Origin of the sequence: Erwinia sp. STN24, from assembly GCF_041320675.1 — a bacterium.
GTDB classification, from domain to species: domain Bacteria; phylum Pseudomonadota; class Gammaproteobacteria; order Enterobacterales; family Enterobacteriaceae; genus Erwinia; species Erwinia aeris.
In genome coordinates this window covers 429,233-449,677 of the sequence record NZ_JBGGPM010000001.1, presented here as the reverse complement: position 1 = coordinate 449,677, position 20,445 = coordinate 429,233, and the positions used below count along the sequence as shown (strand labels likewise).

The 20,445-nt window shown below is 56.3% G+C and carries 18 protein-coding genes; 9 read left to right on the top strand and 9 right to left on the bottom strand.

Annotated elements, in window-relative coordinates; all coding sequences use genetic code 11:
- Nucleotides 1-270 precede the first annotated feature (270 nt).
- Genes ACA373_RS02190 through ACA373_RS02175 form a run of 4 tightly spaced genes read right to left on the bottom strand, consistent with a single transcriptional unit; the run spans nucleotide 271 to nucleotide 4,247 of the window.
- Nucleotides 271-1,581, bottom strand: coding sequence for an MFS transporter (locus tag ACA373_RS02190; protein ID WP_370733937.1), 1,311 nt, complete (start codon nucleotides 1,579-1,581; stop codon nucleotides 271-273).
- Nucleotides 1,574-2,209: a hypothetical protein gene (locus ACA373_RS02185; RefSeq protein WP_370733936.1), complete on the bottom strand. Its 636-nt coding sequence runs from the start codon at nucleotides 2,207-2,209 to the stop codon at nucleotides 1,574-1,576. The genes ACA373_RS02190 and ACA373_RS02185 overlap by 8 nt, the downstream gene beginning before the upstream one ends.
- Before the next feature lie 2 nt (nucleotides 2,210-2,211).
- Entirely contained in the window at nucleotides 2,212-3,555 is a 1,344-nt protein-coding gene (locus ACA373_RS02180) for an amidase (protein WP_370733935.1), read from the bottom strand.
- Between the two features lie 11 nt (nucleotides 3,556-3,566).
- Entirely contained in the window at nucleotides 3,567-4,247 is a 681-nt protein-coding gene (locus ACA373_RS02175) for a DUF2848 domain-containing protein (RefSeq protein ID WP_370733934.1), read from the bottom strand.
- 112 nt (nucleotides 4,248-4,359) lie between these two features.
- Here ACA373_RS02175 and ACA373_RS02170 point away from each other — a divergent pair, with 112 nt between their 5' ends.
- Nucleotides 4,360-5,034 (top strand): GntR family transcriptional regulator, encoded by a 675-nt coding sequence (locus tag ACA373_RS02170; protein ID WP_253454511.1) that lies wholly within the window; start codon nucleotides 4,360-4,362, stop codon nucleotides 5,032-5,034.
- A gap of 213 nt (nucleotides 5,035-5,247) precedes the next feature.
- Here the strand turns inward: ACA373_RS02170 and ACA373_RS02165 are convergent, their stop codons facing one another.
- The gene (locus ACA373_RS02165) at nucleotides 5,248-5,649 is read right to left on the bottom strand and encodes an H-NS family nucleoid-associated regulatory protein (RefSeq protein ID WP_253454512.1); all 402 of its coding nucleotides are present in this window, start codon (nucleotides 5,647-5,649) and stop codon (nucleotides 5,248-5,250) included.
- A gap of 159 nt (nucleotides 5,650-5,808) precedes the next feature.
- Here ACA373_RS02165 and ACA373_RS02160 point away from each other — a divergent pair, with 159 nt between their 5' ends.
- The 3 genes from ACA373_RS02160 to ACA373_RS02150 all read left to right on the top strand — a co-directional run bounded on the left by ACA373_RS02160 (nucleotide 5,809) and on the right by ACA373_RS02150 (nucleotide 7,270).
- Complete coding sequence (locus tag ACA373_RS02160) at nucleotides 5,809-6,075, top strand: hypothetical protein (RefSeq protein ID WP_370733933.1); 267 nt, start codon at nucleotides 5,809-5,811, stop codon at nucleotides 6,073-6,075.
- Nucleotides 6,076-6,187: 112 nt separating this feature from the next.
- Nucleotides 6,188-6,772: a hypothetical protein gene (locus tag ACA373_RS02155; RefSeq protein ID WP_370733932.1), complete on the top strand. Its 585-nt coding sequence runs from the start codon at nucleotides 6,188-6,190 to the stop codon at nucleotides 6,770-6,772.
- Between the two features lie 132 nt (nucleotides 6,773-6,904).
- Nucleotides 6,905-7,270 carry a DUF6404 family protein gene (locus ACA373_RS02150; RefSeq protein ID WP_253454514.1) on the top strand — a complete coding sequence of 122 codons (366 nt, stop codon included), beginning with the start codon at nucleotides 6,905-6,907 and terminating at the stop codon, nucleotides 7,268-7,270.
- A 238-nt stretch (nucleotides 7,271-7,508) separates the two neighbouring features.
- Here the strand turns inward: ACA373_RS02150 and ACA373_RS02145 are convergent, their stop codons facing one another.
- A complete protein-coding gene (locus ACA373_RS02145) occupies nucleotides 7,509-8,531 on the bottom strand; it encodes an isopenicillin N synthase family dioxygenase (RefSeq protein ID WP_370733931.1) in 1,023 nt (340 codons plus the stop codon).
- Between the two features lie 488 nt (nucleotides 8,532-9,019).
- Here ACA373_RS02145 and ACA373_RS02140 point away from each other — a divergent pair, with 488 nt between their 5' ends.
- Nucleotides 9,020-10,114 carry a mechanosensitive ion channel family protein gene (locus tag ACA373_RS02140; RefSeq protein ID WP_370733930.1) on the top strand — a complete coding sequence of 365 codons (1,095 nt, stop codon included), beginning with the start codon at nucleotides 9,020-9,022 and terminating at the stop codon, nucleotides 10,112-10,114.
- Nucleotides 10,115-10,177: 63 nt separating this feature from the next.
- Here the strand turns inward: ACA373_RS02140 and ACA373_RS02135 are convergent, their stop codons facing one another.
- Nucleotides 10,178-11,044 (bottom strand): arginase family protein, encoded by an 867-nt coding sequence (locus tag ACA373_RS02135; protein ID WP_253454517.1) that lies wholly within the window; start codon nucleotides 11,042-11,044, stop codon nucleotides 10,178-10,180.
- Nucleotides 11,045-11,180: 136 nt separating this feature from the next.
- On the opposite strand from ACA373_RS02135, the gene ACA373_RS02130 reads away from it, so the two are divergent.
- The 3 genes from ACA373_RS02130 (at nucleotide 11,181) to dcuR (ending at nucleotide 14,548) form a co-directional block, all read left to right on the top strand.
- Nucleotides 11,181-12,146, top strand: coding sequence for a LysR family transcriptional regulator (locus ACA373_RS02130; RefSeq protein ID WP_253454518.1), 966 nt, complete (start codon nucleotides 11,181-11,183; stop codon nucleotides 12,144-12,146).
- A 99-nt stretch (nucleotides 12,147-12,245) separates the two neighbouring features.
- The gene (locus ACA373_RS02125) at nucleotides 12,246-13,838 is read left to right on the top strand and encodes a sensor histidine kinase (RefSeq protein ID WP_301251753.1); all 1,593 of its coding nucleotides are present in this window, start codon (nucleotides 12,246-12,248) and stop codon (nucleotides 13,836-13,838) included.
- Complete coding sequence (gene dcuR / locus ACA373_RS02120) at nucleotides 13,835-14,548, top strand: two-component system response regulator DcuR (protein ID WP_253454520.1); 714 nt, start codon at nucleotides 13,835-13,837, stop codon at nucleotides 14,546-14,548. Before ACA373_RS02125 ends, dcuR begins: the two co-directional genes overlap by 4 nt.
- On the opposite strand, the gene ACA373_RS02115 is transcribed toward dcuR, so the two are convergent.
- Together ACA373_RS02115 and ACA373_RS02110 are read right to left on the bottom strand one after the other, a co-directional pair.
- On the bottom strand, nucleotides 14,529-15,494 hold the full coding sequence (locus tag ACA373_RS02115) for an FAD:protein FMN transferase (RefSeq protein WP_370733929.1): 966 nt from the start codon (nucleotides 15,492-15,494) through the stop codon (nucleotides 14,529-14,531). The genes dcuR and ACA373_RS02115 overlap by 20 nt on opposite strands.
- Before the next feature lie 17 nt (nucleotides 15,495-15,511).
- On the bottom strand, nucleotides 15,512-18,292 hold the full coding sequence (locus ACA373_RS02110; RefSeq protein WP_370733927.1) for a flavocytochrome c: 2,781 nt from the start codon (nucleotides 18,290-18,292) through the stop codon (nucleotides 15,512-15,514).
- 579 nt (nucleotides 18,293-18,871) lie between these two features.
- Here ACA373_RS02110 and ACA373_RS02105 point away from each other — a divergent pair.
- Nucleotides 18,872-20,371 carry a DASS family sodium-coupled anion symporter gene (locus ACA373_RS02105; protein WP_125289686.1) on the top strand — a complete coding sequence of 500 codons (1,500 nt, stop codon included), beginning with the start codon at nucleotides 18,872-18,874 and terminating at the stop codon, nucleotides 20,369-20,371.
- The last annotated feature ends 74 nt before the right edge of the window (nucleotides 20,372-20,445 follow it).

The window sequence follows — 20,445 nt, the reverse complement described above, 5'->3', positions numbered from 1 at the left end:
CTTCCTGACAGGCATTATTATTTTTAATAATATATTGCAGATAGATGTATCCCTGGTCCTCGCTCTTACAATCACTACCGATAAATTACGTCCGTTCAGGTTTAACAGCCGGTATAAGCTATAACTGCCTGCCAGGAGTAAAGAAGCCGCCGCCCGGCTGATTTTTTTCCAGCGCGGTTCGTCGGTCGAAGAGATATCGGGTGCAGTAGAGGCAGGGTGCAACCATAACGGGGAAAATAATATGTTGTGGCATTCCTTCGCCACCTGTTGTTAGCGATGGTGCGCCGTTTCTTTCGCTTTCCACACGGCAAACAGCGTTATCGCCAGCGCCAGACAAACATATAGCGACACCCACAGCGTGTTGCCCATCTCTTTATACAGCGTAGTGATAATTAAAGGTGCGAAACCGCCGCCAACAATTCCGGCAAGCGTATAGGCGAGCGAAGAGCCAGCGTAACGTACATGACCGGGAAACTGCTCGGTGACAAACGCCGCCTGCGGGCCGTACATCATGGCATGGATCAGCAAGCCGCCAATCACCGCCAGCACGATCAATACCGGCTGGGTGCTGTCGAGCAGTACAAAAAACACGAACGACCAGACAACGGCCAGCAGCGCGCCGGTAATGTAAACCGGGCGCCTTCCCCACTTATCCGACAAGGCGCCAAACATCGGCACGGTAACGGCATTGCCAATGGCGCCCAGCATCGTCGCCAGCAGCGCCAGCGGGCGCGGCATATGCAGGACGGTAGTCACATAGGTCAGCGTGAACACCACCACCAGCGCGTACAGCACATCCGACCCGATACGTGCGCCACCGGCAATCAGCAGCTGTTTAGGGTAGTTAAGAAAAACCTCTTTTAGCGGCGTATGCGTGGTTTTCTCCGCCGCCTGCATCGCCACAAAGGTCGGCGTCTCCTCTACGCCACGGCGCAGCCACAGGCCAAACATCACCAGCAGCAGGCTCAGCAGGAAAGGAATGCGCCAGCCCCACGCCTGAAACTGTCCGGCGCTCATGGCTACCGTCACCAGAGTGATAAAGCCGGTGCCGATCAGCGTTCCGCAGGAAGGCCCCACCTGCGCGAAAGAAGCATTGCGGCCGCGCTTGTCGGCATCGCCATGTTCCATCGACAGCAGTACCGCGCCGGCCCATTCGCCGCCAAGTGCGATGCCCTGCACAAAGCGCAGCGCCACCAGCAGGATGGGGCTCCAGATCCCCCAAACGGCATAGCCCGGCAGCAGGCCCATCAGGGCGGTCGTGACGCCCATAATCACCAGCGTAATAATCAGCACCGCCTTACGACCGGCGACGTCGCCAAGATGGCCGAAGACAAAGCCGCCCAGCGGCCGGGAAATATAGCCGACCGCATAGGTAGAGAACGCCAGGATCGTTCCGACCAGCGGATCGAAGCTGGGGAAGAACACGTGGTTAAACACCAGCGCGGCCATAATGTTGTAAACAGTAAAGTCATACCATTCCAGAGCCGTGCCAATCGAGCTGGCCGCCGCCAGGCGACCCGTTTTTGATTTGCTTCGCTTCGGGCGTACCGCCTGATGCAGCGTGGAGTGCGTATCAGCCATGAGTCATCTCCTGTCGGGTTAGTGTCCAGCTAAGGGCATAGCGCTGCACCTCGCCCGTCAGCAGTTCTGCCGCAACGGAAGCCAGCCGATCGCAGCATGGCGCATCGCTACAGCTGATAAGTAGCATCGGCAGCATCTGGCGGTTCTCTTTCCCTTCCATCGGCAGCGGCGTGCTCAGATCCGCATCGGGCGTCAGCAGGCTGGAAGAGATATAGCCCGGCGTCTGGCCGATTTTCTGCTGCCAGGCGCTCAGCGCCGCGCTGTCGACCGCTTGTGCAAGCGTGACCACCGCCAGCTGGCTGCCGGTGCCTTTGCCGTGGGTATGGGTAACCGCGCTGACCCGGCGCATCGGGTTGACCATCTTTTGCAGATTTTTCACCGACCACTCGGTCTGGCGCGTGAACGCCGCGTGATAGTCCACGCTGGTAAAAGCCTCCAGCGATTCGGTTTCGTACAGGCCCAGATATTTACGTTCGGCGTTAATCGCCTGGTAGCGCGTGCCGCTTAAAAAGCCGCTGATGGCCACGCGCTCCTCAACGTGTTCATGGTCATACCACTGGTTAAAATCCGCTTCGTCATCCGCACCAATATTGGTGGCGACAAACAGCATGCCGTGAGGTTGCTTCATTTTCAGGATCTCCGGGTAAGGGCAGTTTCCACGGCAACAGCCCAGCTGATTAAGCGGGCATCGTCGCCATGAACGGCAGCAAGACTGAGGCCAACCGGCGCATGACCGGCCGGGTGACAGGGTAAGGAAATGGCGCAGCCATCCAGCATGTTGATAACGCTGGTGTTACGCAGCATCAGGGCATTGATCTCCATATAACGCTGCGGCTCGTCCAGCGAAGCGATAGTCGGCGCGATCTGCGGCACGGTGGGCATCAGCAGCGCGTCGAAGCCTTCCAGCGCCGTGTTGATACGCCGCTGCCAGGCTGCGCGCTGCTGATAAAGTTCAGCGGCATCCTGTTCAGTCAGCTGGCTGCCGCGCTGCAGGCGCATCAGCACCTGCGGATCGTAAGCTTCGGGCCGGGCCAAAGCCGTACGCTGATGCCACTGCCAGGCTTCATAAGCCGTAATACCGCCGCGCGCGTTCAGGCTGTTCAGCTCATCCAGCTCGGTAAGCGGCAAGGCCACCAGCGTGGCCCCGGCTTCCCGGAGAAGATCAAGCGCGTACTGCCATGCCTGCGCTACGTCCCGATCAAGATCGTCCAGAACGCGAGTTTGCGGTACGGCAAAGCGGGCGTGGCGCAGATCCGACTCCCGCATCTCAAGAGGCTTTTCGGCAATGATGCTGTCAAGCAGCCAGCAGCTGCGAACGTCATGCGCAATAACGCCAATGCTGTCCAGCGAAGGCGCAAGCGGCAACGTGCCCGCCTGATCGATTCGGCTGGCTCCAGGTTTAAAGCCGGTCAGGCCGCAGAGCGCGGCCGGAATACGTACGGAACCGCCGGTATCGGTACCAATAGCGCCCAGACACAGCCCATCCGCTACGGCCACCGCCGCGCCGGAAGAGGAGCCGCCGGGAATACGTTTCTCCTCGCGCCGCCACGGGTTGGCAGGCGTGCCGTAGTGCGGATTGATGCCCAGCCCGGAGAAGGCGAACTCGGTCATATTGGTCTTACCGACTATCGCGGCGCCAGCCCGATTGAGCTTCTCTACCACGCTCGCGTTCGCCGTGGCGACCGGCGCATCGCTTAACAGGCGTGAACCCGCCGTCGTCGCCTCGCCTTTTACATCGAACAGATCCTTAATGCTGATGGGAAGCCCATCGATCGGGCTACGTGATTGCCGGGCTTGCCAGCGTTCTCCCGCCTCAATAGCCTGCTGCGTGGCCTGCGCCTCATAACGAGTGATGAAAACGCGCGCGCCTTCTTTTTCAGGATCGCGTGCGGCAGCCAATGCCGCCTGCGTGAAAGTTTCAGGCTGAACGTTCCCCGCCTGTAGCTGCTGACTTGCCTGCCAGAGTGTCGTCATAGCCGCGCTCCTTATGCAACGACCGGCAGTGCGCCGGTGCGGTAAGTGTGCTCCAGCGTGCGGCCCAGCACCGGATCGTGCAGCGCCATCCGAAACTCGCTGGCCGGACGGATGCCGCCGATAGTGCTCAGCGTGCCGCAGGACATGGCCAGGCCGTCAGCGGCCGTTTCGCCCTCCAGATAGCGCGTAAGCAGCTCCTGTGGAGTCAGCAGCGACGACAGCGAACCTTGTTGATAAACCACCCATTCGCCCTGCTCTTTTATCCAGGAAGTCAGCTCCAGCGCATCCCAGTGCTCCGCCACTTCGCGCATACGCCACGCGCCGCTTGCCACCGGTTTGATGCAGGCCTGCTTGGAAAGCGCCACGCTGAAGGTTTCCAGATAGCGATCGGTGTGATCGGAGGTAAGAGAAACCCAGCACTCTCCGCGATGAAAAAAGACGAAAGGTTCGGCTTCACCGGATGTTTCGTTGCCCACGACTTCCAGCAAAGCGTTCTGGCTGAGCTGATTAGTGGCGACGCGGTAAAAAAGCGGCACTGCACCAGGAGCAGGCACGCCTAACGCTTCAAGCTCCCGAATATGGTGCAGGACGGCATCCCGATCGCGCCCTGCCCAGCCCGCAATAACAAACCGGGTTACGTCGACATCGAGTCTGGCAGCGGCTTCGTCGCCGGTAATGAACTGTAGGTGCATGGCAAAACCCTCATTTGAAATTAGAGTGAAATTTCACTCGCATTTCAAACTAGCGATTTTCATGCCAGCTTTTTGTGTAATATGTCGCAAAGGCTTAAACAGGAACGGCATCATGAATGAGTCAGCTGGTGAAAATGTGAACCCGATCGAGCGGAAAAAATATCTGTCGCTGAACGAACAGGCCTACCTGGCGTTCAGGCACAGGCTGATCACGCTGCGTTACAAGCCCGGCGATTATCTTAATACCGCCCAGGTAATGGACGATCTGGAAATGGGGCGCACGCCGATCAATCAGGCGATCCACCGCCTGGCTACCGAAGGGCTGCTACAAATCATTCCCCGCAAGGGCGTTATGGTCGCCCCGTTGTCGATCGATGATGCGCTGGAATTGATTGAGGTGCGGCTGGTTAACGAAACGCTGTGCGCGCAGCTTGCCAGCCAGAAAGTAAATAAGGCGCACCTTAACCAGCTGCGCGAGCTGAATCAGCAGATCGGGCTTGCCGGCGGCTCGCGCAACAGAGAGAAAATGATGTTACTGGATCGCGAGTTTCACCAGGTGCTGGCGGATATTGCGGGCAACCGACGGCTTGCGGATATCCTGAGCGTTATTCACGCGCAGGCGCAGCGCTTCTGGGCGACAACGCTGTCGAGCGTCAGCCATATGGATGAGGTTATCGCTGAGCATAATGAAATTATTGCGGCGCTGGCCTCCGGGGATATTCAGCGCGTGACGGCAGCAACCCGCGCGCATATTGACTCTTTTAGACGCGCGCTGCTCTCTACCTGAAAAGCTGACCGCAGCCTGCAACCGGGGCTGTCGGGCCTGAGTGGTTTAGCGCAGCGATCGGTTTGCGGGGCCGGGATTTATAATCAAAGGAAGATACGCTTCAGCGCCAGAAGACCACTCTGCACGGCGTAATTGATATATTGCTCTTAAAGAGCCGTAAGGCAAAATAAGGCAGCCTTGACGTTCTGCCTTATTGGCCTGATATCCGATCGATTAGATCAGGAAATCGTGCAGCGACTGACCGTTTGCAATGGCATTCTTAACAGGTGTCGGCGTGCGGCCCTGCCCGGTCCAGTATCTGACTTCATTATTGCCGTCGAGGTACTTATATTTTGCGGGACGAGGCGCGCGCTTCTTTTTTGCACGGGCGACGGGCGGCAAATTATTGACCAGTTCTGTCGGTAAAATGCCGTCTTCAAGCATCAGTTCACGGTACATTGCCAGCTTTTCCGCTTTTTCGCGGGCTTCGGCTGCCTGCGCGCTGGCGGCTTCACGACGTTCATTCACGATAATTTTCAGCTTTGATAGTATCTCTTCAAGATCCTCTGTAGCCATATTGCGCGCCTGTGCACGTAGCGAACGGATATTTTTCAGGCTGCTCAGGGTAAAACTCATACATCATTTCCTTAAATCTACTGATTAATAAAACGGCGATCGTTCGCCGTCAGCGGCAAGGGTACCATTTATTGCGTTGTGATTTAAGTTGATGGGCGATAATCAGACGAGTCTGCGGGAATTATATGCAATTAATGTCCTGAAGAAAGGATATAACTTATGAATCCTGCCAGAATCGACATTTATCCGAAAAATGTATTCACTTTCAAAACTACTTGCCTGATTTATACTGATTGTGGAAGTAATTTCCGGCTTCCCGAATATCGTTACTTTTTTAAAAATACCAAAATCGGGCCTGGTAGTATAAAATTTCCACCGGAAAGATCAAAGGTAGTTGATATTTTTATGCTGCCAGCAGGATGGTTATTAGCAACCAGCCTGAAAACCATATTGGGAATTTATAAAAAAACTATAAAAGATAGCTGAATTACCTGTCCGACAGATTCTCCGCCAGGCCATTATTTCACTGAGCAGTTCTGCCGCATAACCTCTGGTAATTATATTAACAATTTCAACCTTTTAAAGGAGGTTTCGAAAAATGCAGCCTCAGAACGTTTGCCGGGAAGACAAGCGGTATCAGCTAACTGCTACGCTGAAAGCGCAAATAGCGGAGCAGCGGCTACACAGCAGCCTGTGGCGGAGGTTACTTAACCTGTTTATCAGCACTGACGAGCAACAAGCATACTCACAGTTGATAAGCAGTCAGGCCGGAATGAATGAGGAAAATGTCGACCAGCTTAAGGAACCTGAGAACCAAAGGATGCTTTGCGACGTGCGCACTAAAGAATGGCTTCAGTTGCAAATTGTGCAGAACGCACGGCTGACGGAACTCAACGCGCGGGCAGATGGTGAGATTATCGGCACTGGCGTTTCCGATTTCACTCTGGACACCATGCTCTACCCTTTTGAAGCGAATCGGCAACAGTTTGCGCCTTGCCTTCCCGCAGTCATCTGCGCCGGGATCATACATCGACAAAGCTGGCTGGAGGTAAGCGCCAGGCAAATACTTAGTGCCCTAATAAAGATCATCCAATTAATTAATAACAACTTCCAGGTCAACTTACTGGCTAATAATTTATTTTTACCGACGCATAAAGCGCAGACACCCTCTTTGGGGAGATAAATTAACCTGCTGGATTATAACTACTTTTTTCCCGTTCCGATGATGTTTCCAGAATTTTCTAAAAAATCTTAAAAAAAGTATATTTTTTGACCCTTCCGTTATAATTAGACAAAAGAAAAACAAGAGGGGGGTATGCAAATGACCGGGGACTCAGTTTTCGAAAAAAGAAAAAATCGTGCCATGGCGATTATGGAAGGCAGGGGGATGTGGCCCAGCATCTACGCCCCTCCGTGCCATATATTTCTGTGGCGGTTGGGGATCCATGTGCCTCCACCGCCCTTCTCAACATTCTGGACGAACTTTTTCAGCTTTGCCGTCGTCTATACGCCGTTCTGGGGGATAGTAATGTGGTTTATTTTCTGGAAATCTCAAGGAGCCACGCTGCTTTATGCCGCTACCTCGACGCTGATAGCCGGTCTGGTTTTCGGGGTGATTATGGCGGCATTCCAGGAATGGCGAAAACGAGCTAATCACCTGCCAGCGTGGGAAAAGCTATAAAAACGCGGCTGCCGGGCCTGAATCCGGCAGCCGATTTCTCGTGGCCTTTCATACTGCTGCATCATCAGGCTATTAACAGGCGGCCGTCTTTACGCATGCCGTTTCCGGCATGCGGACATCTTCCGCTGAGGTTCCCTATAGCTTTCTTACCCCCTGTTATGTTGTTCCATCATGCCGAACCGCAGCAGCAGCGCTTATCAAAGGCAACTGGCCAATGCGCCTGTGGAGCGCATCTTTCTCAACAGTGCTCAGTGAAGTCTGCATAGAAGCGCTGCGCCACGTCGGGATGCGAGCGCAGCCGCCCTTTTAAATAGTTCCAGCCGACCTCCCGCAGCAGCGGATTTTGCGGATCGCTGTCCGGCCCCTGCGCCAGGTTCGCCAGCGCTTCCGGCAGCTGATATACCGGCACCACGGCGTCAAGCTGGGCGCCAAGAAAAAAGGCGACAGATAAACGCTCCTGTTCCGTCTGCGGCGATACTACTCGGTGCACGGTGGCACGCAGATAGCCGTTGGTCGCCAGCTCAAGCAGCTCCCCAATATTGACTACAAACGAACCGGGTAAAGGCGTCGCCGCTGTCCATTCGCCAGGACGAACCTCAACCTCCAGACCTGGCTTATCATCCTGCAGCAGCAGCGTCAAAAAACCGGAATCCTTATGCGCGCCCACGCCCTGACGCGATTCGCTGTCGGTGCGCCCCGGATAACGGATCAGTTTGATATGTTCATTGGGGAAAGCGCCGTAAAGGCCGTCGAAAGCGTCCTGCGGCAGTTGCAGCGCCTCGGCGAAAGCGCGCAGCAGTTTCAATGCAACCTCAGTCATTTCCTGCTGCCAGCGCGTTAGCACAAGTTGCAGTTCCGGCAGCGCCTGCGGCCACTGGTTAGGCCCCTGCATTCTTTGCCATGCCGGAATATTTGGCGAGACGGGTAGCGCCTCTCGTTCCGCGCCGATATCGAACTGTTCGCGATAGTCAGGCTGATTACGGGTTATCTCTACGCCAGCAAGGTTATAGCCGCGAAAATGCGGCGAATTCGCCATTTTGACCCTGAGCTTTTCTTCCGACGGTAAAGCAAAGAACGCGCGAGCAACCTGCTGCACTCTGTCGATCAATGGCTGGTTGATCCCATGATTGATCAGATAGAAAAACCCGACTTCACGTGCCGCCCGGGCAAGCGAGTCGAGCAAGGCTGAACGCTGCTGCGCCGATGCGGTTAATTGAGCGAAATCGATAACCGGAAGCGTTAACGGACTTTGTTGGCTCATGACTTTTATCCTGGCTGAAAGAGGCTTAGTTCCACATTGCCACTCCGCCTGTACTATCTCTACGAACTATTCCTGCTATCTATATGCAAATGTCAGAAGTCATTTTGCCTCGTTTATTACCTGCTCTTTACGTTAAATTACGTTAAAACCCGACCAACTCCATCAGCAGAAACGGCTAAAACTTCCTGATAAGAATATAACTATCAGCCAGAAAATAAATACTCAGCCTGGCCCACCAAATTAATTATTAATTTTTATAGCAACTCAATGGAAAATCTTATTATTACCCAGCCACCTGAAGCTGAAATAATAACCACAAAAACACGATACAGCCTTTTATAACAACAAGTTAGATTAAAAAATCCCCACAAATATTTAAGTACAGCTTCATTTTAACTGTAAATCTAAATTAGAAATCAAAAAACAGCTATCCCTTTGAATTTTCTACTACACTTACTCTCTTACCCATTCAGAATAAAGGAGGCCGTGTGAAAGAAATCTTTCATACAAACTATTTGAAGTTGATTACGTCAGTGACCTTCTGGGGTAACATTCTGCTGGTAGTGGTGATCACCGCTGTGACTTTCTTCCTGATCCGCAAAGTTATCTCGCTGCTGGAAAAACGGATAGGCTCGTGGGCGGAAGATCATGAAAATCGCGTGGCGCACCGCGTCTTTCTGGACGTGCTGAAAAGAACCCGGGTCACGCTGATCTTTATCGCTTCTTTTCTGTTCAGCCTGCAGTTTATCGTGCTGCCCGGCCAGGTCAGCGGTACCATCCCGCACGCCTGGTTCCTGGTGCTGGCGCTGCAAATCGCGCTGTGGCTGGATCAGGCCGTCCAGTCCTGGCTGCGCTATTCGCTGACGAACTTCGGCCCGGACTCGCACCGCAATCCCGTCACTACCATCATTCTTGGGCTGCTGTTCCGGGCGCTGGTCTGGTCGGTGATGATCCTGTCGATACTCGCCAATGCGGGCGTCAATATTACCGCGCTGGTGGCAAGCCTGGGCGTCGGCGGTATCGCCATCGCGCTCGCGGTACAGACGGTGCTGAGCGACCTTTTCGCCTCTCTTTCAATCGGTATTGATAAGCCTTTTGAGATCGGCGACTTTGTGGTGTTTAACGACGTGGCGGGCACTATCGAACATATCGGGCTGAAAACCACGCGCATCCGCAGCCTGAGCGGCGAGCAGATTGTCTGCGCCAACGCCATCCTGTTGCAGCAAACCATCCACAACTATAAAAGGATGCAGACGCGCCGTATCGTCTTCAGCTTTGGCGTGCCGCTGGCGACATCGGCCGAGCAGCTGCGCAAGATTGGCCCCATGATTGAAGAGGTAATCGGCCGCATTGATAAAACCCGCTTTGACCGCGCGCATCTGGCCTCTTTCGAGTCCGATCGCATTATGTTTGAGGTGGTGCATATCCTGAAGTTTTCCGACTATAACCAGTACATGGATATTCAGCAGGAGATTAACCTACGGATCAAAGAGTATCTGGAAAAGACAGGTATTGGCCTGGCCGGGCCGCACCGTTTTGTGACCTTTGAAAATTCGCTGCCGCAGGAGGAACAGCCTGCCTGAGGAAATAGCCGGGAGCGAATGCTTCCGGCTTTTCTTTTTACGCCAGGCGCGTCGCTTAGCCCACTATTTCAGCAGCGGCAGCCGGGCCAGCATCTGCTGCATTTGCAGCGCCGCCCATGGCATATGCTCGGTAATGCCAACACCGACAATATTGGTGGCCGCCTCGGCTTCGCTGAACAGCGCCAGCACCTCCTCAATGGTGAGTTTTCCCTGCGCAATATCCGTGAACTCTCCGGCGTCCGCATCCGGTTTGGCGAACAATACGGCGCTGAATTTCGCCGGATCCAGCACGTCCAGATCGAAATGGATAAGCAGGTTGGTAATGCCCTGCGTCTGTATCCAGTCGGTAATCAGCCTGTTTCCCTCACGCAGCGCCGCTGGGGAAGCGGTGCGCACCGGCCACTCCGCCAGGAATTTTTGCTCGTAATCCGTTGGCGAATGGAGACCGGCAATCATCACGTTTTCCGGCCTGATCGGCTGTTGAACCTGATCGGTCAGCATTGCGTCGCCATTGCCCAGCAGCGCGCCCAGCACGTGCGCATGAGCGTTAGTGAACTCTTTTGGTGTCATCACGTCGGGATGGGTATCTATCCACAGAATACCGGTATTCTTGCCGTAGCGCTGGCTCAGATAAGCAAAAGGCACCAGATCGACAAGGCAATCGCCGCCCAGCATGACGATTTTTTCCGGGCGGTTATCGTTAACGATTTGCCAGACCGCCTCAATTTGTTTTTTCAACTCGCTGCGGCCTGCCATGCCCTCTTCCACCACCAGCTCCCGATCCGGCTCGGGCACGGCAACGGTAAAGGTGGGGGACGCGGTTTCAGGCGCAAGCCAGGCGAGCAGTTCTGCGCCAAGCTTGTAGATGGGAAAAGTGCCGCCCTGCCACTGCGGCATTACGATCCTTATCGTGTCAGTCTGCCGATGCATAAATCTTCCTCAGTAAAATCAACCACGGCGGTTGCTTCCAATTAGTGAATGTCATTAAACTTAGCACTCTTTAAAGCCGCCAGGATGCAATAGCTTTCCATGCAGCATTGAATCTGGCTCATCTATTGGATGCCCCATGCCCGTTAAACCCACAGCCGCGCTGTCACGCAGCGATCTCGCCGATCTGAACGCTTTTCGCATGGTAGAACGCCTGCGCAGCTTTACCAAAGCCGCCGTAGAGCTGGGCATTACTACCTCCGCGCTCAGCCACGCTATTCGCAATCTGGAAACGCGGCTGGGCGTGCGGCTGCTGAACCGCACCAGCCGCACCGTTGCCCCTACCGAAGCGGGCGCCAGCCTGGCGCGGCGGCTGAACGTCGGTTTTCAGGAGATCGGCGACGCGCTGGATGAGGTAAATCGCCTGCGCGATCGTCCGGCAGGCCGTCTGCGCCTGAATGTGCTGAGCGACGGTGCGCGACTGATTGTGGGCCGCTATCTGCCAAAGTTCCTCAGCAAGTATCCGGAGGTTGAGGTGGAAGTCTGCGTGGACGATCGCATGGTGGATATCGTGGCGGAAGGCTTCGACGCCGGTATCCGTTTTGGCGGCACCGTGCCGGAAGACTTAGTCGCCGTAAAGCTGGGCGCGGATCTGAAATGGGTTGCCGTCGCTGCGCCGCGCTATCTTTATCACCGCCCGCCGCTGCTGGAGCCTGAAGATCTTCGCGCGCATTCCTGTATCCGTATGCGCACCGGCCAGGGCGTGATCTATAAGTGGGAGTTTCGTCAGGGCAACGACTACCGCGTGATCGACGTGCCGGGACAAATTTGCGTCAGCGAAACCACGCTGGCGCTGGAGCTGGCGCTTGCCGGAACGGGTATCGCTTACTGTCTGGAAGACCGCGTAAAAGAGCCGTTGCTGAACGGCGCTCTGCACGTGGTATTGCCCGACTGGTCGCCCGTCGAACCTGCGCTATGCCTCTACTATCCGGGCCATCGGCGCGTGCCGCAGGGCCTGCGCGAACTGATTGCCCTGCTGCGCGAAGAAATAGCGGCAGAAGCACGGCGGGCGCCGCGCCAGATGACCTCAGGCGCTGTCGCCTGATGGCGCTCCGGCGACGGGCCGTCCGCTTTTTCCTGCCGGCGTCGTCCGCTATAGTAATCCTTCGCCAGCCCGTTTCGTCCCGCCAGTCATGGAGCGATCATGAGTAACCCGTCCCGTAAACGTCCGCTGAAGCTCAGCACCTCCGTCAGCCTGATGGTCGGCGCGGTGCTCGCCGTGGTTTTGCTGATCGTTCATCTGTTCTATTTTTTCCAGATAAGCCATATCACCCGCACCGGCGTTAAGGATAAAGCGCTGGCGGTGGCGCGTACCCTGGCCGATTCTGCCGAAGTACAGCGCGGCCTGCTGCTGCCCGCCGATCGCAACATTATTCAGCCGCTTACTCAGGCGGTACAGGAAAGCAACCATTTGCTGTTTGTCGTGGTCACCGATATGCGCGGTATCCGCTATTCTCACCCTGATAAAACCGCCATCAACCGCCCTTTCATCGGCGAGGATTTGCAGCCGGCGCTGGCGGGTAAGGAAAACGTGTCGATCAATCGCGGCCAGCTGGCGCAGGCGCTACGCGTATTTACGCCGATTTACGACGCCCGGCAGCGGCAGATTGGCGTGGTGGCGGTAGGTATCTCGTTGAGCGAGGTCGCGCAGCAGATCGCGCGTACCCGCTGGTCGGTACTGTGGACGGCACTGTTCGGCGTGCTGGCGGGCGCTATCGGCACCTGGTGCCTGGTGCGGGCCTCCCGCCGCGTGCTCTCCGGTCTGGAGCCTTACGAGATTTCGATGCTGTATGAGCAGCGCCAGGCGATGCTGCAATCGATTAAGGAAGGCGTTATTGCGGTGGACGATCGCGTACAGGTCACGCTGATCAACCGCGCCGCGCAGCAGCTTTTTACCGAAGCGCGCCATCCGCAGGACGAAGCGCCCGGCCCGCTCATCGCCAACCTGCGCGAAGTGGTGCAAAGCGGCGTGCCGCAGCGCGACAGAGAGCTGCATTTCAAGGGGCGCGTGCTGCTCAGCAATACCATGCCGGTGCGCAGCAAGGGCATGATTATCGGCGCGGTCTGTACCTTCAGGGATAAAACCGAGGTCAGCCAGCTGGTGCAGCGGCTGGACGGCCTGGTCAACTATGTTGACGCGCTACGCGAGCGCTCGCATGAATTTATGAACAAGCTGCATGTGATCCTCGGCCTGCTGCATATGAAAAACTACCAGCAGCTGGAAAGCTATATCCTGAAAACCGCCAACGGCTATCAGACAGAGATTGGCTCGCTGCTGATGAAAATTAAATCGCCGGTGATTGCGGGCTTTCTGTTAAGCAAGATCGAACGCGCGACCGATCGCGGCCACCGGCTGATCGTCAGCGAGGACAGCCTGCTGCCGGACTGCGGCAGCGAAACGCAGTCCGCCGCGCTGATCACCATTCTGGGCAACCTGATTGAGAACGCGCTGGAGGCCGCAGACGGCCAGCCCGGCGGCGAAATCAGCGTGCTGCTGCACTATCAGAACGGCTGGCTGGCCTGCGAGGTCAGCGATGACGGGCCGGGCATCCCGGAACCAGATGCTATCTTTGAGAAAGGCGTTTCCAGCAAAGGAGACGATCGGGGCATGGGCTTGTTCCTCGTCAAACAACAAACCGAAAGCCTTGGCGGAAAAATTATTGTAGAGTCCGAACCCGGCGTTTATACGCAATTTTTAGTCCAACTGCCCTGGGATAGAGGAAACAAAAGCGCATGATTAACGTGTTAGTCGTCGATGATGACGCCATGGTCGCCGAGTTGAACCGCTGCTATATCGGCCAGCTGGAAGGATTTCACTGCGTGGGCATAGCCTCGACCCTGCAACAGGCAAAGGAGATGGCGCTGCATGGCGGCATTGATTTGATTCTGCTGGATATCTATTTGCAGCAGGAGAGCGGGCTGGATCTGCTGCCCGCGCTGCGCCAGGCGAAGCAGGCGGTGGATGTAATTGTGATCTCTTCCGCCGCCGATGCCGATACCGTCAGGCAATCGCTGCACTACGGCGTGGTGGACTATCTGATCAAGCCTTTCCAGTTCTCGCGTTTTGAAGAGGCGCTGACCGGCTGGCGTCGCCGCAAGACGCTGATGGACAGCCAGCCCTGGTATCAGCAGGCCGATGTGGATCGGCTGCTCCACGGCGACAGGGATGCGCCAGCCGAAGGCAAACGCCTGCCGAAAGGCCTGACGCCGCAGACGCTGCGCACGCTCTGCCAGTGGATTGACGCGCATCCGGCGGAAGAGTTCTCTACCGACGAGCTGGCCGCAGCGGTCAACATCTCCCGCGTCTCCTGCCGCAAATACCTGATCTGGCTGGCGCAGTGCCATATACTCTTTACCAGCATCCACTATGGCGCAACCGGCAGGCCGGTCTACCGCTATCGGCTACAGGCCGAATACAGCGAGCTGCTTAAACAGTACTGTCAATAACCCGCCAGCGCTCGTCCAGCAGCCGGAAAGGCTGTTGGGTTGCCAGCACTACCTGCTGCTCTCGCGTCACGAAAATGGCCTCGATCTGCGGATAATCCTTCAGGAAAACAAGGCTCTGTTCTACGCCCAAGCCATACAGCAGCGTGGTAAAAATATCGCCGTCGAGCGAACGGTCAGAAATGACCGTTACGCCGAGCAGCTCGTTGTCCAGCGGATAACCGGTTTGCGGATTGAGGATATGGTGATAGAGGCGGCCGTTCAGCTCGAAGTAGCGCTCATACACGCCCGACGTCACCACCGATTTATTGCTGACGGCGACGCTGCCGATCAGCGCGCCCGGCTCGCCAAAAGGCAGCTGCACGCCTATCGCCCATGCCGTTTCGCCTGCGGGTGCATCAAGCGTTTGCAGGTTGCCGCCAAGATTGATCAGCCCGCAGAAGCAGCCGCGCTGATGCAGAAAATCCCTGACCACGTCGGCGATATAGCCTTTGGCTATCGCGCCCAGATCGATCTCCATGCCGGGCTGCGGCAGAAACACCGTCTGCTGCTGCTCGTCCAGCTGCACGCGGGCGGGATCGGTTAATGCCAGCAGCGCCTGTAGCTCGTGCGCGGGCGGCACGCTGTCGCCCTGAAAACCGATTTTCCAGCGCTTGACCAGCGGCCCGATAGCGAAGTTGAAACAGCTTCCGGCCAGGAGGCTCACTTCCCTGGCGCGTTTGATCAGCGCAAACACCGGCGCGCTGACCGCAACGGGATGGCTGCCCGCCGCCGCGTTCATCGCCATCAGCTGCGAACCGGCACGATTCACGGTAAACAGATTTTCCTGCTGGCGGATCAGGCGGAACACGTCGCCCGCCAGCTTTTCGTCGTGCTCCGCCAGCTTCAGCAGGATGGGCGAGCCCATCAGCACCGCAGAGTAAGCGTAAAGTCGCGCGTCAGCTGGCATCGTGGCTCTCCGGTGTGTTAATGATGCAGGGCGAAATCAGCCGCGTGACGTCCGGCCAGCGTGCCGAAGATAATGATATCGGCAATAGCGTTGCCGCCGATACGGTTACCGCCGTGAATGCCGCCGACGACTTCACCCGCCGCCCATGCCCCGGCAATAACCTGCTGCTGCTCATCCAGCACGGCGGTATCGCTGTTGATGGTGACGCCGCCCATCGTATGGTGCACGCCGGGCGCGATGCGGATGGCGTAAAACGGCCCCTGGCTCAGCGGATGGCGCATCGCGGTCTGACGACCGAAATCCTCATCCTGCTGGCGCTCGACAAACAGGTTGTAGCGCTCCAGCGTCGCCAGCAGCGCGTGCAGATCCATATTGAGCTTGATCGCCAGCTCCTGCGGCGAAGACGCGCTGACCACAAAGCCTTTGGCAAGGTATTCGTCGGCCGCCTTGTTGTTCAGCCTGACCTGTTCGTCAAAAATCACCCAGGCGCTTTTCTCCGGCAGCGCGATAATATCCGCCGACACTTTATCGCGGGTCGCCATCTCGTTGCAGAAACGGTGTCCGGCCTGGCTGACCAGAATGGCGCCGCCGCCGCGAATCGATTCGGAGATCAGATAGGAGGTGGTTTGCTCTACCGTTGGATGGATTTGGATTTCGCCCATATCCACCGTGCCCGCGCCAAGTTTTTGCAGCAGCGCGATACCGCTGCCGGTCGCGCCCTTATGGTTAGTGGTGACAAAGCCGTCCAGCTCCGGCCGGTAATGGGTGACCATCTCGCGGTTGGCGCTGAAGCCGCCGGTGGCAACGATGACGCTGCGGGCGTTAAGAATGCGGCTGTCATAATATTCATCGACCACCTTCACGCCGCTGACCCTGCCGTCGGTATAAATGATCTCTTCCACCGAGGTTTCCAGCAGCACCTCGATATTGCGCTGGTTAATGTTTTTCACCAGGCCGCTGATCAGAAAGCCCCCTACTGCCGAGCGGTCTGCCGGACGATGGGTGCGGTCGATGCTCATGCCGCCGGTGATGGTGATATCGTTCAGCTCAATGCCTTTCGCCGCCAGCCATTCGATAGCCTCAGGCGCCAGCTCCACAAACTCTTTCAACAGCACGGGATTGTTTTTGAAATGGCCGCCTTTCAGGGTTTCTTCATAGAACAGCGTTTTGCTGTCCTTGATGCCTTTCAGCTTCTGGAAGCGCGTTTCCGCCGCGTTCATGCCTACCGAGGCCTTGATGGTATTGCCGCCGATGGTCGGCATTTTTTCGATAATGGCCACGCGCGCGCCTTCGTCATGCGCCTGGATAGCCGCCGCCAGGCCCGCGCCGCCGCTGCCGATAACCACCACGTCGTAGTTTTGCGGCGCCTGCGGATTGCCGCCCTCTTCTATTACATGCTCTTTGCTGGAGGTAGCGAGCGCCCGCGAAACCGCTTTTTTCAGGGCTTCACTTTGGGTGGTGGCGCCGGTAATCGCATCCACATTCGGGCTGTTAGCAACCAGAATGCGGTTGCGCAGGCTTTCGAAAGTGGTGGTGAAATCGACGTCGAGCGTATCGTCCGGCACCAGCGTGATATCGGTTATGCGATCGGTATCCAGCGCGACGTTGATTTTTAGCTTCAGCGCCTCCGCCTCGACTTTTTCCTGATAAACGCCCGCTTTATATTTGCGGCCGGCCGCGCTCATATCGCGGATCATCGCATCCACCAGCGAGAAGCGCCATAGCGGCTCAGGGATTTTCAGCGCCTCGCGCCGGTTGCTGTCGATATAGAGTTCCAGATGGTCGTTGTGAATAATGCGATCGGCCCAGTCAGGATAGGCGATGCAGGCTTTGCCGATTGCCACCAGATCGAAACCGTGCTCCAGCCCGCTTTCGGCATCGGCTTTATTCACCACGCCGCCGACGCCGATCACCGGAATTTTTGCCAGCGTTTCGGAGCGCATAGCGCGGAATTTGGTAATCAGCGGCGTGGGATCCTGGGTGTCGACGATAGAAGGCCGCAGCAGCTGCCCTACGGAAAAATGCACGTAGTCCAGCCCGCGCTCGGCGAGTTTTTCCAGCAGATACATCGTGTCGTCAAAGCGAATACCGGGGACTTCCAGCTCTTCCGGCGAGAAACGATAGCCGATGATAAAGGTATCGTCCGCGAAGCGTTCGGCCATTTTATGCGTGATATCCAGCACCGCCAGCGGGAAGCGCGTGCGGTTATCGCGGCTGCCGCCCCACTGGTCGTCGCGCTGGTTGGAATTGGGCGAATAGAACTGCTGGATCAGGTAGGTGTTCGCGCCGTGCAGCTCCACGCCGTCGAAGCCGGCCTTGATGGCGCGGTTCACCGCGTCACCGAATTTGGTGATCATCACCTCAACTTCTTCGCCGGTCAGCGCCTGCGGCGTGGTGGCGCCTTCACGCGGCGCGGCGATGGCGCTGGGCGCAACCGGCGTTCTGCCGCCGATCAGCTCCGGCTCCACCATCCTGCCGCCGTGATAAATTTGCAGAATAGCCTGCGAGCCTTTGGATTTGATCGCGCTTGCTATCCGCGCCAGGCCCGCGATTTTGTTATCGCTGTCAATGCCTATCGCGCCGGGAAATGCCGGCCCTTTGGGATCGATAAAACAGCACTCCACGATCACCGCGCCCAGGCTGCCGGCACGTTCGCGATAATACTCTACCAGTTCACTGGTGACGGTGCCGTCGTAGAATCCCGTACAGGTGGTCATTGGCGCCATTACCAGACGGTTTTTTAATACGGCGCCATTCGGCAGCGTCAGCGGATTAAGGATCGGGGTGAGCGTGTTCATTATTATCGACTCCAAAATTTAAATTTTTGAACCGTGTTACATAAGAAACGTTTTCGCTTAATTAACGGGCTCTGCTTTATGCAATAAATATATCAATTCTGGATTTATTAAATCGGTTAATTTAGTTATTAAACTTTTTAAATTACCAGAAACAATTACCGCATTATGTCACGCCGTCACCGCTCTGATTGTTACTTATTAGTTAACTAAAAGCAAATTCCAATTGCCACCTAAAAATAAAAACAATAAAATCAATACGATAAAAATAGTACCAGCTATTTCAGGAAATAAAAACGTAACAGTAAACTGCTCTACACGTAACAATTTTGGGAAGGCAACCAGGGAAAATGCATTTTCCAAAAAAAAGAACAAAATGGCTGGAAATATTTATTGATCCAGATCAATATTATTATTCAGGGCGACCTGCATTATCTTCACAGTTCCTTAATAGTATGTTAAAAACATGTTTAAAAAGGTCATCCTGTCACCAGGGTCGCGGTAAATAAGCCCGTTTAAAAAGGGCGTAGCCATTAACCGGGACATATCTCTTTTATTACTGTTAACTTGCAGATCAACACTATGAAAACAAAATCAACGTCGAGTGGATCGCCCGCCTCACCGGGAACCAAAAAACGTCTTGTTATGCTTTTTCTGCCCGTGCTGGTCACGGTGCTGCTGCTGCTGACGCCGGTCCCCGGCGGGCTGGAGCCTTACGCCTGGCGCTTCTTCGCGGTGTTCGTCGGCGTCATCGTTGGCCTGATCTTCGAACCGTTGCCCGGTGCGGTGATCGGCCTGACCGGGGTGGTGGTCATTGCCCTGTTCAGCCACTGGCTGCTGTTCAGTCCGGCCGAGCTGGCCGACCCCAAATTCCAGGCCGCCACGCAGTCCTTTAAATGGGCGGTCAGCGGGTTCGGCAACTCTACGGTCTGGCTGATTTTCGGCGCGTTTATGTTCGCCGCGGGTTATGACAAGACGCAGTTTGGCCGCCGTCTGGCGCTGATCCTGGTGAAGTATCTGGGGCGACGCAGCCTGACGCTGGGCTACGCCATTACCTTCGCCGATCTGCTGCTGGCGCCTTTCACCCCGTCCAACACGGCGCGCAGCGGCGGGACTATCTACCCGATTATCGCTAACCTGCCGCCGCTGTACGGTTCCAAACCCAACGATCCCAGCGCGCGTAAAATTGGTTCTTATTTAATGTGGGTGGCGATCACCGCAGCCTGTATTACCAGCTCGATGTTCCTGTCGGCGCTCGCGCCTAACCTGCTGGCGCTGGCGCTGGTGAAAAGCATCGTGGGCTTCGATATCTCCTGGGGGAACTGGTTCCTCGCCTTCCTGCCACTGGGCCTGCTGCTGATCTTAACCATGCCTTTACTGGCCTACTGGTTCTATCCGCCGGAAGTGAAGATCAACGACGAGGTGCCGCGCTGGGCAAAAAGCGAGCTGGAAAAACTGGGCAAGCTGTCGCGCAACGAAATGCTGCTGCTGCTGTTTGTCTGCTGCGCGCTGCTGATGTGGATTTTCGCCACCAGCTGGATTGAACCGGCCATGGCGGCGCTGCTGGTCGTGGTGCTGATGTTGTGGACGGGCGTACTGAACTGGAACGATATCACCAGCAATAAACCGGCCTGGAACACCTTCGCCTGGTTCGCCACGCTGGTGGCGCTGGCGGATGGCCTGGCGCGCGTCGGCTTTATCGCCTGGCTGGGCAAAGAAGGCGGCCAGCTGCTGACCGGCATCGATCCGCAAGTGGCGGCCGTGATGCTGCTGGTGGCCTTCTTCCTGCTGCACTACCTTTTTGCCAGCACCACCGCTCATACCACCGCGCTGCTGCCGGCCATGCTGACCATCGCTGCCGCCATTCCGGGCATCAATATGCCGGTCTACTGCCTGATGATGGTGACCTCGCTCGGCGTGATGGGGATTATCACCCCATACGGCACCGGCCCCAGCCCAATCTACTACGGCAGCGGCTATCTGCCGACCAAAGACTACTGGCGGCTTGGCACTATTTTCGGCGCGATTTTCCTCGGCGGCATGATGCTGATTGCCTATCCGTGGATGGTCATGATGTTCTGACCGTAAAAAAACCAGGCTGACGGGCCTTTTCCGGCCCCGGCCTCTTTCCTTGCCGTGGCGCACGCTACGGCTTA